Genomic DNA, 14,004 nt, shown 5'->3' with positions numbered 1-14,004 from the left:
GCCGAACCTCCCCCGCATCTCCACCCGAAGAGAGACCCAACGCGTATGTCTGTAACCTCCACCACCGCCCAGCGCGCCGACCTGCGCAACGTGGCCATCGTGGCCCACGTCGACCACGGCAAGACCACCATCGTGGACGCGATGCTGCAGCAGACGCACGCGTTCTCCGCCCACGGGGAGGTCGAGGAGCGCGTGATGGACTCCGGTGACCTGGAGCGCGAGAAGGGCATCACCATCCTCGCCAAGAACACCACGGTGTTCTACGACGGTCCCTCCGCGAACGGGGAGACCATCACCATCAACGTCATCGACACCCCGGGCCACGCGGACTTCGGCGGCGAGGTCGAGCGCGGCCTGTCCATGGTCGACGGCGTCGTCCTGCTCGTCGACGCGTCCGAGGGCCCGCTGCCCCAGACCCGCTTCGTGCTGCGCAAGGCCCTCGAGGCCAAGCTGCCCGTGATCCTCGTGGTCAACAAGGTCGACCGCCCCGACGCCCGCATCGAGGAGGTCGTGGGCGAGTCCATGGACCTGCTCCTGGGCCTCGCCTCGGACGTCTCCGAGGACGTCCCCGACCTCGACCTCGACGCCGTCCTCGACGTGCCCGTGGTCTACGCCGCCGGCAAGGCCGGGCGCGCCTCCGTCGAGCAGCCGGAGAACGGCACCCTGCCGGACAACGAGGACCTCGAGCCGCTGTTCAAGACCATCATCGAGCGCATCCCCGCCCCGTCCTACGACCCCGAGGGCGTGCTCCAGGCCCACGTCACCAACCTGGACGCCTCCCCGTTCCTGGGCCGCCTCGCGCTGCTGCGCATCTTCAACGGCACCCTGAAGAAGGGCCAGACCGTGGCCTGGGCCCGCGCGAACGGCGAGCTGAAGAACGTGCGGATCTCCGAGCTGCTGGCCACCAAGGGCCTCGAGCGCGTGCCGGCCGAGTCCGCCGGTCCCGGCGAGATCGTGGCCGTCGCCGGCATCGAGGACATCACCATCGGGGAGACCCTCACCGACCCCGAGAACCCGCAGCCGCTGCCGCTGATCACCGTGGACGACCCCGCGATCTCCATGACCATCGGCATCAACACCTCCCCGCTGGCCGGGCGCGTCAAGGGCGCCAAGGTCACCGCCCGCCAGGTCAAGGACCGCCTGGACAAGGAGCTGGTCGGCAACGTCTCGCTCAAGATCCTGCCGACCCAGCGCCCCGATGCCTGGGAGGTCCAGGGCCGCGGCGAGCTCGCCCTCGCCATCCTCGTGGAGCAGATGCGCCGCGAGGGCTTCGAGCTCACCGCCGGCAAGCCGCAGGTCGTGACCCGGACCGTCGACGGCAAGGTGCACGAGCCCTACGAGCACATGACCATCGACGTCCCCGAGGAGTACCTCGGCGCCGTGACCCAGCTGATGGCGGCCCGCAAGGGCCGCATGGAGGGCATGTCCAACCACGGCACCGGCTGGGTGCGCATGGAGTTCAAGGTCCCCTCCCGCGGGCTCATCGGCTTCCGCACCAAGTTCCTCACCGACACCCGCGGCGCGGGCATCGCCTCCTCCTACGCGGACGGCTACGAGCCGTGGGCCGGGGAGATCGAGTACCGCACCAACGGCTCGCTGGTGGCCGACCGCGCCGGCGTGGTCACCCCGTTCGCGATGATCAACCTGCAGGAGCGCGGGTCCTTCTTCGTGGAGCCGACCTCCGAGGTCTACGAGGGCATGATCGTGGGCGAGAACTCGCGCGCCGACGACATGGACGTGAACATCACCAAGGAGAAGAAGCTCACCAACATGCGTGCGGCCTCCTCGGACACCTTCGAGAACCTCACGCCCCCGCGCAAGCTCACCCTCGAGGAGTCCCTCGAGTTCGCCCGCGAGGACGAGTGCGTGGAGGTCACCCCGGACGCCATCCGCATCCGCAAGGTCATCCTCGACGCCAACGAGCGGCTGAAGGCCAACCGCGCCCGCGCCCGCGCCTGATCCCGGACCGCGACAGACGAGCGCACCAGGACCGGCCGTGACGCAGTCCGTCCCGTACTACCCCGAGCAGGGCGCCCTCGTGCACGAGGGCGCCCTGGCGGGCGTTCTGCCCCCGGGTCTGCGGCCCCAGGACGCCCGGCTGCTGTTCGTGCACGCCCACCCCGACGACGAGTCCATCGCGACGGGGGCCACGATGGGCCGCTACGCCGAGCTGGGGGCGCACGTGGTGCTGCTGACCATGACCCGGGGGGAGCGGGGCGAGGTCATCCCCGCGCCGCTGCGCCACCTGGAGGTCGGCCGGCCCGGCTGCCGGGACGACGGCACGGCGCTGGGGCTCTACCGCGTCGGTGAGCTGGAGGACGCCGCGGCGCGCCTGGGCGTGGCCGAGCGGTTCTTCGCGGGGGAGCCCCCGGCGCTCGACCCCGCCGTGGGCTTCGCCGGCGGGACGGGCCACTACCACGACTCCGGCATGTCCTGGGGCGCCGACGGGCGGGCCGCCCCGGCCGCCGACGCCTCAGCGCACAGCCTCACCGCCGCAACGGGCGACGAGGCCGCCGCCCACGTCGCCGCCGCGGTCCGGGCCGTGCGCCCGCACGTGCTCGTCACCTACGACGCCGACGGCGGCTACGGCCACCCCGATCACGTCCGCACCCACGAGGCGGCCGTGCGGGCCGTCGAGCTCGCCGCGCGCCCGGGCACGGGCCCGGACGGGACCCTCGCCGAGGCCTGGGAGGTCCCGCTCGTGTGGGCCGTCGAGGGCGAGGCCCGCCCGGACGACCCGCGCCCGCAGGCGGCGGTGCGCGGCTCCGCCGGGCGCAAGCGCGCGGCCATGGCCGCCCACGCCACGCAGCTGGTGCTGGCCGGGGACGGCTCCCGGTTCGCCCTGTCCAACGGCGTGTGGCAGACCTTCAGCGCCTTGGAGACCTTCCGGCTGCTCGCCGGGGACCTGCACGCCGCGGCCCCCGACGACGCTCCCGGAGCCGCCGCGGGGACCACGGCCGGACCGCTGTCGGTGCCCGCGAGCCTGCTGACGTCCGTGGCGGCCGGGGTCGTCGGCGGCAGCGTGGCGACCGTCCTGCACGGGGCCATCTGGTACTCCCCGGCCGGGTGGTGGCTGCCCTGGGGGCTGGTCTTCGGCGCGGCCCTGCTGCTGAGCGTGTCCGTGTGGGCGGGCACGGCGACCCGCCGCGTGTGGGCCGCGGCCGTGCCCGGGCTGGTCACCTACCTCGTGGCGTGGCTCTTCGCCTACGGCCGGGACGGCTCCGTCCTCGTGGTCACCGACCCGCAGGCGCCCATCGGCGTCGTGGGCCTGGCGTGGTTCGTGGTGGTCTTCGCCGCCACCGTGGTCTCCGCGCTCGTCACGGCCCGCTGGGTGCGCGCCCGGCGCCGGGGGGCCTGCCCCGCCTGAGCGGCTCAGCCCCGCCGCGGCCGCCGCGGGGGGGCGGGCGGGACCGCCCGGGCGGCGCGGACGTCGGCCGCCGCGATCACGACGTCGCCCCGGCGGGTGCGCACCGTGACCGTCCGCGCGTCCACGCCGGCCAGCTCGCCCAGGGCGTCGGTCAGCGGCAGCCCGGAGGCGTCGTCGGCGGGCAGGGCGTAGCGTACGCTCACGCGCGCGCCCTCGGGGAGCCCGGCGAGCAGCCGGAGCGCGGATGACGCCGATGTTGCGGATGTTGCGGGATCCATGCGCGTCATCGTAGCGAGGCGGAGGTCGTTAGACTGGCACGAGCACCCCAGCAGAAAGGTACGAACCACCGTGACGTACGTCATCGCCCAGCCCTGTGTCGACGTGAAGGACAAGGCCTGCGTCGAGGAGTGCCCCGTGGACTGCATCTACGAGGGCGAGCGCTCCCTCTACATCCACCCCGACGAGTGCGTGGACTGCGGGGCCTGCGAGCCGGTCTGCCCCGTCGAGGCCATCTACTACGAGGACGACACCCCGGAGGAGTGGGCCGACTACTACAAGGCCAACGTCGAGTTCTTCGACGACCTCGGCTCCCCGGGCGGCGCCGCGAAGCTCGGCAACACCCACAAGGACCACCCCATGATCGGGGCGCTGCCCCCGCAGAACCAGGGCGCGCAGTGACGGTGACGGCCCGGCCCTTCGGCCTGGACCTCCCGGACTACCCCTGGGACACGATGGCCCCCTACCGGGCCGTCGCCGCGCAGCACCCGGACGGCGTCGTGGACCTGTCGATCGGCACGCCCGTCGACCCCACCCCGGCCGTGGTCCGGGAGGCCCTGGCGGGTGCCGCCGACGCCCCCGGCTACCCGACCACCCACGGCACCCCCGCCCTGCGGGAGGCCGTCGTGGCGTGGTACGGGCGCCGCCGCGGCGTGCCGGGGCTGGACCCGGACGCCGTGATGCCCACCGTCGGCTCCAAGGAGCTCGTGGCGTGGCTGCCCCTGCTGCTCGGGCTGCGCCCGGGTGACGTGCTCGTGCGGCCCACGGTGGCCTACCCGACCTACGACATCGGGGCGCGGCTCGCCGGCGCCGAGGCCGTGGCGGCGGACGACCTCGACGAGCTCACCCCGGAGGTGCGCTCCCGCGTGCGCCTGGTGTGGATCAACTCGCCCGCCAACCCGACCGGGCGCGTGCGGGACGTGGCCTCGGTGCGGCGGATCGTGGACCAGGCCCGCGGCCTCGGGGCCGTCGTGGCCTCCGACGAGTGCTACGCGGAGCTCGGCTGGGGCGCGTGGGACGTCCAGCAGGGCGGCACGCCCGTCCCGTCCGTGCTGGACCCCCGGGTCACCGGCGGGGACCACGCCCTGCTGCTGTCCGCGTACTCCATGTCCAAGCAGTCCAACGTGGCCGGCTACCGTGCCGCGTTCCTGGCCGGGGACGGGGCGCTCATGCGCAGCCTCGTGAACTCCCGCAAGCACGCCGGCATGATCGTCCCGGCACCGGTCCAGGAGGCCATGCGGGCGGGCCTGGGCGACGACGAGCACGTCCAGGCGCAGAAGGCGCGCTACCGGTCCCGCCGGGAGCGGCTCGTGCCGGCGGTCGAGGCGTTCGGGCTGCGGATCGAGGACTCCGAGGCGGGGCTCTACCTGTGGGCCACCGCGGGCGAGGACACGTGGGAGACCGTGCGCCGCTTCGCCGAGCAGGGCGTCGTCGTCGGCCCCGGCGTCTTCTACGGGACGGCGGGCGAGGGCCACGTGCGCCTGGCCCTCACCGCCGCCGACGAGCGGATCGACGCGGCCGTGGAGCGCCTCCGCGGCGCCTGAGGAACCCGGGCGGCGCGCCCGCCGGCCCCGGCGCGGGAATTGGTCGCGGCGCGGACCGAGGAGTAGGTTGGACCTGATTGATGCCGTGTCCCGCGACACGCTCCTGCCGCGCCCGAGGTGGTGCCCGGCGGGTCCGGTCCGGAAGCGGCCACTGAACCCATCCGCGGAGGACGAACATGACTGAGTCTGCACAGGGGCCTGCGACGGCCCAGCTCGCGTACGGCGAGGGCCGGAGCCTGGAGCTCCCGATCCTGGATGCGACCGAGGGCAACAAGGGGTACGCGATCTCCAGCCTGCTCAAGGAGACCGGCAACGTCTCCTTCGACCCGGGCTTCGTGAACACCGCCAACGCGCGCTCGGCGATCACCTACATCGACGGCGCCAACGGCATCCTGCGCTACCGCGGCTACCCGATCGAGGAGCTCGCGGAGCACTCCAGCTTCATCGAGACCGCGTACCTGCTGATCTACGGCGAGCTGCCCACCCCGGAGCAGCTGGCCGACTTCGACACGCGCATCCGCCGCCACACGATGGTCCACGAGGACCTCAAGAGCTTCTTCAACGGCTTCCCGCGCAACGCGCACCCGATGCCGGTGCTGTCCTCGGCCGTGTCGGCGCTGTCGACGTTCTACGCCGACTCCCTGAACCCGTTCGACGAGGAGCAGGTGGAAATCTCCACGATCCGCCTGCTCGCCAAGGTCCCCACGCTGGCGGCGTACGCGTTCAAGAAGTCCAAGGGCGAGCCGATGCTCTACCCGCACAACGAGCTCAACTACTCGGAGAACTTCCTGCGGATGTGCTTCGGCGTCCCCGCCGAGGACTACGAGATCGACCCCACCATGGCCAAGGCCCTCGACGTGCTGCTGATGCTGCACGCCGACCACGAGCAGAACTGCTCGACCTCCACCGTGCGGCTCGTGGGCTCCTCCCACGCGAACATGTTCGCGTCGGTCTCCGCCGGCATCAACGCCCTCTACGGCCCCCTGCACGGCGGCGCCAACGAGGCCGTGCTGGCCATGCTCAACCGGATCCAGCAGGACGGCATCAAGCCCGAGGACTTCATGGAGAAGGTGAAGAACAAGGAGGCCGGGGTCCGGCTCATGGGCTTCGGCCACCGGGTCTACAAGAACTACGACCCGCGCGCCCGCATCGTCAAGGACTACGCCCACGACCTGCTGGAGAAGCTCGGCGGCAACGACGAGCAGCTCGAGATCGCGATGCGCCTGGAGGACAAGGCCCTCGCCGACGACTACTTCGTGGAGCGCAAGCTGTACCCGAACGTCGACTTCTACACCGGCCTGATCTACAAGGCCATGGGCTTCCCGGAGAAGATGTTCACCGTGCTCTTCGCGATCGGGCGCCTGCCCGGCTGGATCGCCCAGTGGCGCGAGATGATCGAGGACCCCGAGAGCAAGATCGGCCGTCCGCGCCAGCTCTACGTGGGCGAGGGGGAGCGGCACTACCCGCAGGCCTGAGCCGCGCCCGCACGACGGCCGGGGCCGCGCGTCCTCCCGGGGGACGCGCGGCCCCGGCCGTTGGCCGTGCCCCGGTAGGGTGGGGCGCATGAGCGAGCAGCGGCACACCCCCGACCGGATCACGGAGCTCGGCCCGGACGAGGTCTTCGTCTTCGGCTCCAACGCGCGCGGCGCCCACCTGGCCGGCGCGGCGCGCACCGCCGTCGAGCGCTTCGGGGCCGAGCCCGGTGTGGGCCACGGACTGCGGGGGCGCTCCTACGCCATCGACACCATGAGCGGCTTCGCGGTCCTGGAGCGGGAGGCCGCCGCGTTCGTGGACTTCGCCCGGGCCCACCCCGAGCTCACGTTCTGGCTCACCCGGGTGGGCACCGGCATCGCGGGCCACGACGAGCGCAAGGTCGCGGACCTCTTCGCCGGCGCCCCCGCCAACGTGGTCCGGCCCCGGGGCTGGTGAGCCCCGGGGCCGCCGCTCAGGCGCCGGTGGCGTAGCCCTGCGGGTTGCTGCGCTGCCAGTTCCAGTGGTCGCGGCACATCGTGTCGATGTCGCGCCGCGCCGACCAGCCGAGCTCGGCCAGCGCCGCCGAGGGGTCGGCGTAGGAGACCGCGGCGTCGCCCGGGCGCCGGGCGACGACCTCGTAGGGGACGGTGCGCCCGGAGGCCCTCTCGAAGGCCGCGTGGACCTCGAGCACCGAGTAGCCCTTGCCCGTGCCGAGGTTCCAGGTGTGCACCCCGCCGTGGGCGGCGACGTGGTCGAGCGCCTTGAGGTGGCCCTCGGCGAGGTCCACCACGTGGATGTAGTCGCGCACCCCCGTGCCGTCGGCGGTGGGGTAGTCGGCGCCGAAGACCCGCAGCTTCTCCCGCCGGCCCACGGCCACCTGGGCGATGAACGGCAGCAGGTTGTTGGGCACGCCCGTGGGGTCCTCGCCGATCCGGCCGGACTCGTGGGCGCCGACGGGGTTGAAGTAGCGCAGCAGGGCGACGCTCCAGGACGGGTCGGAGGCGGCGAGGTCGACGAGCATGTCCTCGATGTGCTCCTTGGTGCGCCCGTAGGGGTTCTGGGCGTCCATGGGCTGCTTCTCGGTCAGCGGCATCTGCTCCGGGGCGCCGTAGACGGTCGCGGAGGAGGAGAAGACGATGGAGCGGCAGCCGTTGGCCTCCATCGCCTGCAGCAGGTTCAGGGTGCCGGTGACGTTGGTGCGGTAGTACCACAGGGGCTTCTCGGCGGACTCGCCCACGGCCTTGAGCCCGGCGAAGTGGATCACGGCCTGGGGGCGGTGCTCGGCGAAGAGGGCGTCCAGGCCGGCGGGGTCCAGCAGGTCGGTCCGGGAGAACGCGGTGACCGGCCGGCCCGCCAGTTCCTCGACCCGCTCCAGGGAGGCGCGGGAGGAGTTGGCGAGGTTGTCCATCACGACGACGTCGTGGCCTGCGTCCAGCAGGGCGAGGACGGTGTGCGAGCCGATGTAGCCGGTTCCCCCGGTGACGAGAATCTTCATGCCCTCAGCGTATCGGCCCCGGCGGCAGGCCCGCTCAGCGGCTCGCGAGGACGACGACGAGGTCGGCGGCCGCCGGGGCGCCGTCGGGGTGGGCCTCGGCGCCGGCCCGCCAGCCGGGGGCGGGCGCGAAGCGGGTGGTGCGCTGGTCGTCGCGGACCCAGGTGCGCCCGTCGAAGGAGACCTCGGTGATCCCCAGCTCGGCCGCGTGGGCGAGCGCCCAGTGCGCCGCGGCCCAGCCCGCCGCCTCCTCCGGGCCGGGCACGACCACCCGGTCGCCGTCGGCCCGGGGCGCGGGCAGGGCGGTCCCGAGCGCGTCGGCGAGGGCGCCGGCGGCCCGCGTCGCGTCCCCGGGCTCCGCGGGCGGGGGCAGCACGCAGTTGAGGGAGGCCTCGCTGCGCCCGGTGAGGCTGTCCGCCCAGGCGCGGGCCAGGCCCTCGTGCTTGGCGTACGCGTCCGGGTGGGCGGAGCGCTGGACGGCCTGCGCCGCCTCGGTCACGGGCAGCGAGCGGTAGTCGGTCGTGGCGAGGCGGTCGTAGAAGGCGCGGGTGGCGTACTCGGGGTCGAGGATCTGCTCCACCGTGCCCCAGCCCTGGGACGGGCGCTGCTGGAACAGGCCCACGGAGTCCCGGTCGCCGTAGTCAACGTTCACCAGCGCAGACTCCTGCATCGCCGTGGCCAGCGCCACGACGGCCGCGTACGGGTCGGCGCCGCGCTCCACGGACTCCGCCGTCACGAGCGCGGCGTTGGCCGCCTGCTCCGCGGAGAGCACGTGCCGCCGGGGCTCCCCGTCGGCGCCCGTGGTCGTCACCACGCACCGCGGCTCGCCGGCGGAGGGCCGGCCCGCGCGCAGCTCCACGGCGACGAGGGCGGCGGCGGCCACCAGCCCGCAGCACAGGAGGAGGACGAACAGGCTCAGCCAGGCCGTCCTGGTGCGGCGGCCGGAGGCGGGGGAGGACACGGGAACTCCTGGACGGGCGGAACGGGGAGGGGACGGGGGCCGAGGAGCGGGCGGCCGGTGCGGCGGCCGGGAGCACCGGCCGGGAGCACCGGCCGCCCGCCGGGAGGGGGAGGAGCCGGGGCTCAGTTGGCGTGCAGCGCCGCGTTGAGCTCCACGGTCCCGCCGGCGCGCGGCAGGACCTCGACCGCGCCGGTGAGGGAGTTACGGCGGAACAGCAGGTTGGGCACCCCGGACAGCTCCGAGGCCTTGGCCGTGGACTCCTGCCCGTCGGCGTGCACGCTCACCCGGGTGCCCGCGGTGACGTAGAGCCCGGCCTCGACCACGCAGTCGTCGCCCAGGGAGATGCCCACGCCCGAGTTCGCGCCGAGCAGCACCCGCTCGCCCACGGTGATCCGCTCCTTGCCGCCCCCGGAGAGGGTGCCCATGATGGAGGCGCCGCCGCCGACGTCCGTCGCGTCGCCCACGACGACGCCGGCGCTGATCCGGCCCTCGACCATCGACTGGCCGAGCGTGCCGGCGTTGAAGTTCACGAAGCCCTCGTGCATCACGGTGGTCCCCTCGGCCAGGTGGGCGCCCAGCCGGATCCGGCTGGCGTCACCGATCCGCACGCCGGAGGGCACCACGTAGTCGACCATGCGCGGGAACTTGTCGACGCTGTGCACGGTGACGTGCCCGCCGGAGGCCCTGAGCCGCACCCGCAGGGCGTCGAGCTCCTCGGCCAGCACGGGCCCGCGGTCCGTCCAGGCCACGTTGGCCAGCAGCCCGAAGACGCCGTCCAGGTTCAGGGTGTTCGGGCGCACGAGGCGGTGGGAGAGCAGGTGCAGGCGCAGGTACGCGTCGGCGGCGTCGGCGGGGGCGTCGTCGAGGTCGACCACCGTCTCGACGACCTCGGCGCGCACGTTGCGCTCCGGGTCGGCGGTGGCCGCGAGCCGCAGCTCGGCGCCGAGCGCGGTGTCGACCGCGCCGGACAGGGACGGTGCGGGGTACCAGACGTCGAGGACGGTGCCCTCCTTGGGGCCGGAGGCCACGACGGTGGCCAGGCCGAGTCCGGAGGCGGGACGGGAGGTGGAAGCAGTCATGGCCTCCATCCTAGGGGGACCGTCGCGGCCGGTCCGCCCGGGGGCCGCCGCTATGCTGGCGCCATGACTGCCCCCGAGACCGCCCCCGGGACCGTCCCCGGCGCCGCCCGTACCCTCGACCTCGCCGCGGACCCCGCCGACCTCACGGCGGCCCTGGTCGACCTGCACTCCGTCTCCGACCACGAGGGCCCTCTCGCCGACGCCGTGGAGGCCGCGCTGCGCCGGCTGCCGCACCTGAGCGTGCACCGCGACGGGGACGCGGTGGTCGCCCGCACCGAGCTGGGCCGGGCGGAACGGGTCGTGCTGGCGGGCCACCTGGACACCGTGCCGCTGCCGACCGCGCCCGGCGCCCGCGGGACCGTCCCCTCCTCGTGGGCCGACGGCGGCCGGGTGCTCTACGGCCGCGGCACCGTGGACATGAAGGGCGGCGTGGCCGTCCAGCTGGCGCTCGCCGCCGCCCTCACGGCCCCGAACCGGGACGTCAGCTACGTCTTCTACGACCACGAGGAGGTCGACGCGGCCTCGAGCGGGCTCGCCCGGCTGCAGCGCAACGCCCCCGCCCTGCTCGCGGCGGACTTCGCGGTGCTCCTCGAGCCCACCGACGGGACCGTGGAGGGCGGGTGCAACGGCACGATGCGGTTCCGGATCACGACCACGGGCCGCGCCGCCCACTCGGGCCGGTCCTGGATCGGCGACAACGCCATCCACAAGCAGGCCGACGTCCTGGCCCGCCTCGCCGCCTACGAGGCGCGCACCGTCGCGGTGGAGGGTCTCGAGTACCGCGAGGGGCTCAACGCCATCCGGATCACCGGAGGCGTGGCCGGGAACGTGATCCCCGACGCGGCGAGCGTGGAGGTCAACTACCGCTTCGCCCCGGACCGGACCCCCGAGGAGGCCCTCGCCCACGTGCGGGAGGTCTTCGCCGGCTACGAGTTCCAGGTCACGGACCTGTCCCCGGCGGCCCGCCCCGGCCTGGACCGCCCGGCCGCGGCGGCGTTCGTGGCCGCGGTGGGCCACGAGCCGAAGCCGAAGTACGGCTGGACCGACGTGGCGCGCTTCTCGCAGATGGGCGTGCCGGCCGTGAACTTCGGCCCCGGCGACGCCCTGCTCGCCCACACCGACGACGAGCACGTGCCCGCCGAGGCCGTGCGGCAGTGCTACCGCGCCCTCGCGGCCTGGCTCACGGACTGAGCGGCTGGCGCGGCCGGCGGGCCGTCAGGCGGTCTCCTCGGCGGCCAGCGGGCCCTCCGCCGGCCTGGTCGGGCCCGCCGTCCGGTAGCTGAGGAACCGGGACAGCCAGGCCGCCAGGACCGTGAGCAGGTAGTTGATGACCACGAAGACCAGCGCGGCCACGAACAGGGCCTGGAGGATGTTGCCGTCCCCGGAGCCGAGCCGGCGGGCGCTGGCCAGCAGCTCGGGATAGGTGATGATGTAGCCCAGCGCGGTGTCCTTGAGGATGACCACGAACTGGCTGACCATCGACGGGAGCATCGCCGTCAGCGCCTGCGGCAGCTCCACGAGGCGCAGCGTCCGGGACGGCGTGAGGCCGATGGCGAGGCCCGCCTCCCGCTGGCCCTTGGGCAGCTGGTGGACGCCGGAGCGGATCAGCTCCGCGATCACGGAGCCGTTGTAGAACATCAGCCCCAGCACCACGGCCCAGAACGGCACGGCGGCGGGCTCCACCAGGTCGGCGCGGCCGATGCCCAGGTAGAAGAAGATCATCATCACCAGCACGGGCACCGCACGGAAGAACTCCACGACGGCGGTCGAGACCCAGCGCACCGGGGCGAGCTGGGAGAGCCGGCCCAGCCCGAAGACGAGGCCGAACGCCACGGAGAGCACCACGGCCAGCAGCGCCGCCTTCAGGGTCTGCACCAGGCCCGGCAGGAGGAAGTTCTCCCACGTGCGCCCGGTGAACAGGGACGCCCACTTCGTGGCGTCCAGCTGCCCCTGGTCCGCGAGCTTGCCGAGGACGGCCCAGGCGAGGGCGGCGACGAGCAGCACCCCCACCACGTTGAGGACCGCGGTGGTCCGGCGGGCCCGGGGCCCCTGGACGTCGAAGAGGACGTTCTGGGCCGTCGAGGAGGCCATCAGCGCTTCACCGCCAGTTTCCGGGAGGCCCAGGTGGTGAGCAGGCCCACCGGGACGACGAGCAGGACGAAGCCGAGCGCCACGGTGAGGAAGACCGCGATGATGACGTCCGGGCGGAACTCGATCATGGTCTTCATCAGGGCCGAGATCTCGGTGACGGACGCGGCCGCGGCGACGGTGGTGTTCTTGGTCAGGGCGATGAGGGTGTTGCCCAGCGGGGTGATCGCCCCGCGCAGCGCCTGCGGGAAGATGACCAGCCGGGCCGCGGGCAGGAAGCTCAGCCCGATCGCCCGGGCGGCCTCGGCCTGGCCCACGGGCACGGTGTTCACGCCGGAGCGGATGGCCTCGCACACGAACGCGGCGTGGTAGACCGTCAGGCCGAGCACGGCGTAGACGAAGAAGTTCCGGTTGAAGTCCGAGGACAGGGCGATGCCCAGCTGGCTCCACACGCCCAGGATCAGGAACACCAGGATGATGGTCAGGGGCGTGTTGCGGAACAGGTTGACGTAGCCGGTCCCGAGCAGCCGCAGCGACGCGACGGGGGAGATGCGCATGAGCGCGACCAGGGAGCCCAGCAGCATCGACCCGATCGCGGCGAAGAAGGTCAGCTTGATGTTGACCCAGAAGGCGCCGAGCACGTCGTACTGGGCGAACAGGCTCGCGAAGTCGTTCAGGTAGTCGGTCACGGGAGCTCCCGGAGCTCGCGCAGGTCCTGGGTCACGGCAGTGCCCTTCGTCGGTCGGTCGGCGGGTCGGCGGTCCCGCGGGGTGGCGGCGCGGGGAGCGGGACGGGTCCCGGGTGCCGTGGCCGGGCACGGGGCCCGGCCACGGCACCGCTCACGCGCGGGCGGCGCGCGGGTCCCCGCTCAGGCGCAGGGCTCCGGCGTCGGCGGGTTGAGCTGGGCGTTGAACTCGTAGTCCGCGCCCTCGGTGTTCGCGGTCACGGCCTCCTGCCAGGCGCCCTCGTCGATCATCTTGGTGATGGCCTCGTTGATCGCCTCGCACCGGTCGGAGCCCTTGGGCAGGCCCACGCCGTAGTTCTCCTCGGAGAACGTGTTGCCGACGACCTTGAACTTGCCCGCGTTGGCCTCCGTGGAGGCCAGGCCGGCCAGGATGATGTCGTCGGTGGTCACCGCGTCCACCTGGCCGGACTCCAGGAAGGTCACGCACTCGGCGTAGCCGCCCTGCTCGACGAGGTTCACCCCGGGCACCTCCTCCTTGACCTTGACCGCGGAGGTCGAGCCGGTGACCGAGCACAGGTTCTTGCCCTCGAGGTCCTCGGGGCCGGTGATGCCGGTCTCGTCGGCGCGCACCAGCAGGTCCTGGCCGGCGACGAAGTACGGGCCCGCGAAGTCCACGGTCTGCCGGCGCTCGTCGGTGATGGAGTAGGTCGCGAAGATCATGTCGACCTGGTCGTTGGCGAGCATGTTCTCGCGGTTCGCCGAGGGGGACTCGACCCACTCGATCTGGTCCTCCGCGTAGCCGAGCTCCCCGGCCACGTACTTGGCGACGTCGACGTCGAAGCCCGTGTACTGGTCGCCGTCCTGGAAGCCGAGGCCCGGCTGGTCGAACTTGATGCCGATCCGGACGGTCTCGCCGCCCCCGTCGCCGCCGGCGGTCTCCGAACCGCCGCCGTCGCCCCCTCCGCACGCGGTGAGGGTCAGGGCGGCCACGGCGGCCATCGCGGCCAGTCCGAGGGGCTTGGTGTGGCGCATGGTGTGC

Annotated in this window: 14 protein-coding genes; 7 read left to right on the top strand and 7 right to left on the bottom strand. The window is 73.4% G+C overall.

From position 1 onward, the window contains the following. The first annotated feature begins 45 nt into the window (after positions 1–45). Both typA and ACYSMR_RS04610 read left to right on the top strand, forming a co-directional pair. Entirely contained in the window at positions 46–1,959 is a 1,914-nt protein-coding gene (gene typA, locus ACYSMR_RS04615; protein WP_251333994.1) for a translational GTPase TypA, read from the top strand. Positions 1,960–1,996: 37 nt separating this feature from the next. Next, positions 1,997–3,367 (top strand): PIG-L family deacetylase, encoded by a 1,371-nt coding sequence (locus tag ACYSMR_RS04610; protein WP_461747501.1) that lies wholly within the window; start codon positions 1,997–1,999, stop codon positions 3,365–3,367. Between the two features lie 5 nt (positions 3,368–3,372). On the opposite strand, the gene ACYSMR_RS04605 is transcribed toward ACYSMR_RS04610, so the two are convergent. Next, positions 3,373–3,645, bottom strand: coding sequence for a putative acetyltransferase (locus ACYSMR_RS04605; RefSeq protein WP_445298422.1), 273 nt, complete (start codon positions 3,643–3,645; stop codon positions 3,373–3,375). A gap of 70 nt (positions 3,646–3,715) precedes the next feature. Here ACYSMR_RS04605 and fdxA point away from each other — a divergent pair, with 70 nt between their 5' ends. From fdxA to ACYSMR_RS04585, 4 genes are all read left to right on the top strand, one after another. After that, the gene (gene fdxA / locus ACYSMR_RS04600; RefSeq protein ID WP_251333991.1) at positions 3,716–4,045 is read left to right on the top strand and encodes a ferredoxin; all 330 of its coding nucleotides are present in this window, start codon (positions 3,716–3,718) and stop codon (positions 4,043–4,045) included. Then, on the top strand, positions 4,042–5,187 hold the full coding sequence (dapC, locus tag ACYSMR_RS04595) for a succinyldiaminopimelate transaminase (protein ID WP_308222202.1): 1,146 nt from the start codon (positions 4,042–4,044) through the stop codon (positions 5,185–5,187). The genes fdxA and dapC overlap by 4 nt, the downstream gene beginning before the upstream one ends. 176 nt (positions 5,188–5,363) lie before the next feature. Next, entirely contained in the window at positions 5,364–6,662 is a 1,299-nt protein-coding gene (locus ACYSMR_RS04590; RefSeq protein ID WP_251333990.1) for a citrate synthase, read from the top strand. Positions 6,663–6,750: 88 nt separating this feature from the next. Continuing rightward, positions 6,751–7,116: an A1S_2505 family phage non-structural protein gene (locus ACYSMR_RS04585; RefSeq protein WP_251333989.1), complete on the top strand. Its 366-nt coding sequence runs from the start codon at positions 6,751–6,753 to the stop codon at positions 7,114–7,116. Between the two features lie 16 nt (positions 7,117–7,132). Here the strand turns inward: ACYSMR_RS04585 and galE are convergent, their stop codons facing one another. The 3 genes from galE to dapD form a co-directional block, all read right to left on the bottom strand. Further along, positions 7,133–8,155, bottom strand: coding sequence for a UDP-glucose 4-epimerase GalE (galE, locus tag ACYSMR_RS04580; protein WP_251333988.1), 1,023 nt, complete (start codon positions 8,153–8,155; stop codon positions 7,133–7,135). Positions 8,156–8,189: 34 nt separating this feature from the next. Next, a complete protein-coding gene (locus ACYSMR_RS04575; RefSeq protein ID WP_309125966.1) occupies positions 8,190–9,113 on the bottom strand; it encodes a hypothetical protein in 924 nt (307 codons plus the stop codon). A 122-nt stretch (positions 9,114–9,235) separates the two neighbouring features. Next, positions 9,236–10,201 carry a 2,3,4,5-tetrahydropyridine-2,6-dicarboxylate N-succinyltransferase gene (gene dapD, locus ACYSMR_RS04570; protein ID WP_461747500.1) on the bottom strand — a complete coding sequence of 322 codons (966 nt, stop codon included), beginning with the start codon at positions 10,199–10,201 and terminating at the stop codon, positions 9,236–9,238. Positions 10,202–10,255: 54 nt separating this feature from the next. Between dapD and dapE the strand changes: the two genes are divergently transcribed. Next, entirely contained in the window at positions 10,256–11,383 is a 1,128-nt protein-coding gene (dapE, locus tag ACYSMR_RS04565; RefSeq protein WP_461747499.1) for a succinyl-diaminopimelate desuccinylase, read from the top strand. Positions 11,384–11,407: 24 nt separating this feature from the next. Here the strand turns inward: dapE and ACYSMR_RS04560 are convergent, their stop codons facing one another. From ACYSMR_RS04560 to ACYSMR_RS04550, 3 genes are all read right to left on the bottom strand, one after another. Then, positions 11,408–12,283, bottom strand: coding sequence for an amino acid ABC transporter permease (locus ACYSMR_RS04560; protein WP_461747498.1), 876 nt, complete (start codon positions 12,281–12,283; stop codon positions 11,408–11,410). After that, positions 12,283–12,969 (bottom strand): amino acid ABC transporter permease, encoded by a 687-nt coding sequence (locus ACYSMR_RS04555; protein WP_461747497.1) that lies wholly within the window; start codon positions 12,967–12,969, stop codon positions 12,283–12,285. The genes ACYSMR_RS04560 and ACYSMR_RS04555 overlap by 1 nt, the downstream gene beginning before the upstream one ends. A gap of 179 nt (positions 12,970–13,148) precedes the next feature. Beyond that, on the bottom strand, positions 13,149–13,997 hold the full coding sequence (locus tag ACYSMR_RS04550) for a glutamate ABC transporter substrate-binding protein (protein WP_251333982.1): 849 nt from the start codon (positions 13,995–13,997) through the stop codon (positions 13,149–13,151). Between the last annotated feature and the right edge of the window lie 7 nt (positions 13,998–14,004).

It is taken from the genome of Kocuria sp. U4B, from assembly GCF_054875615.1.
The sequence above is the reverse complement of the archived record's forward strand: the minus strand, read 5'-3'. Positions and strand labels throughout refer to the sequence as shown.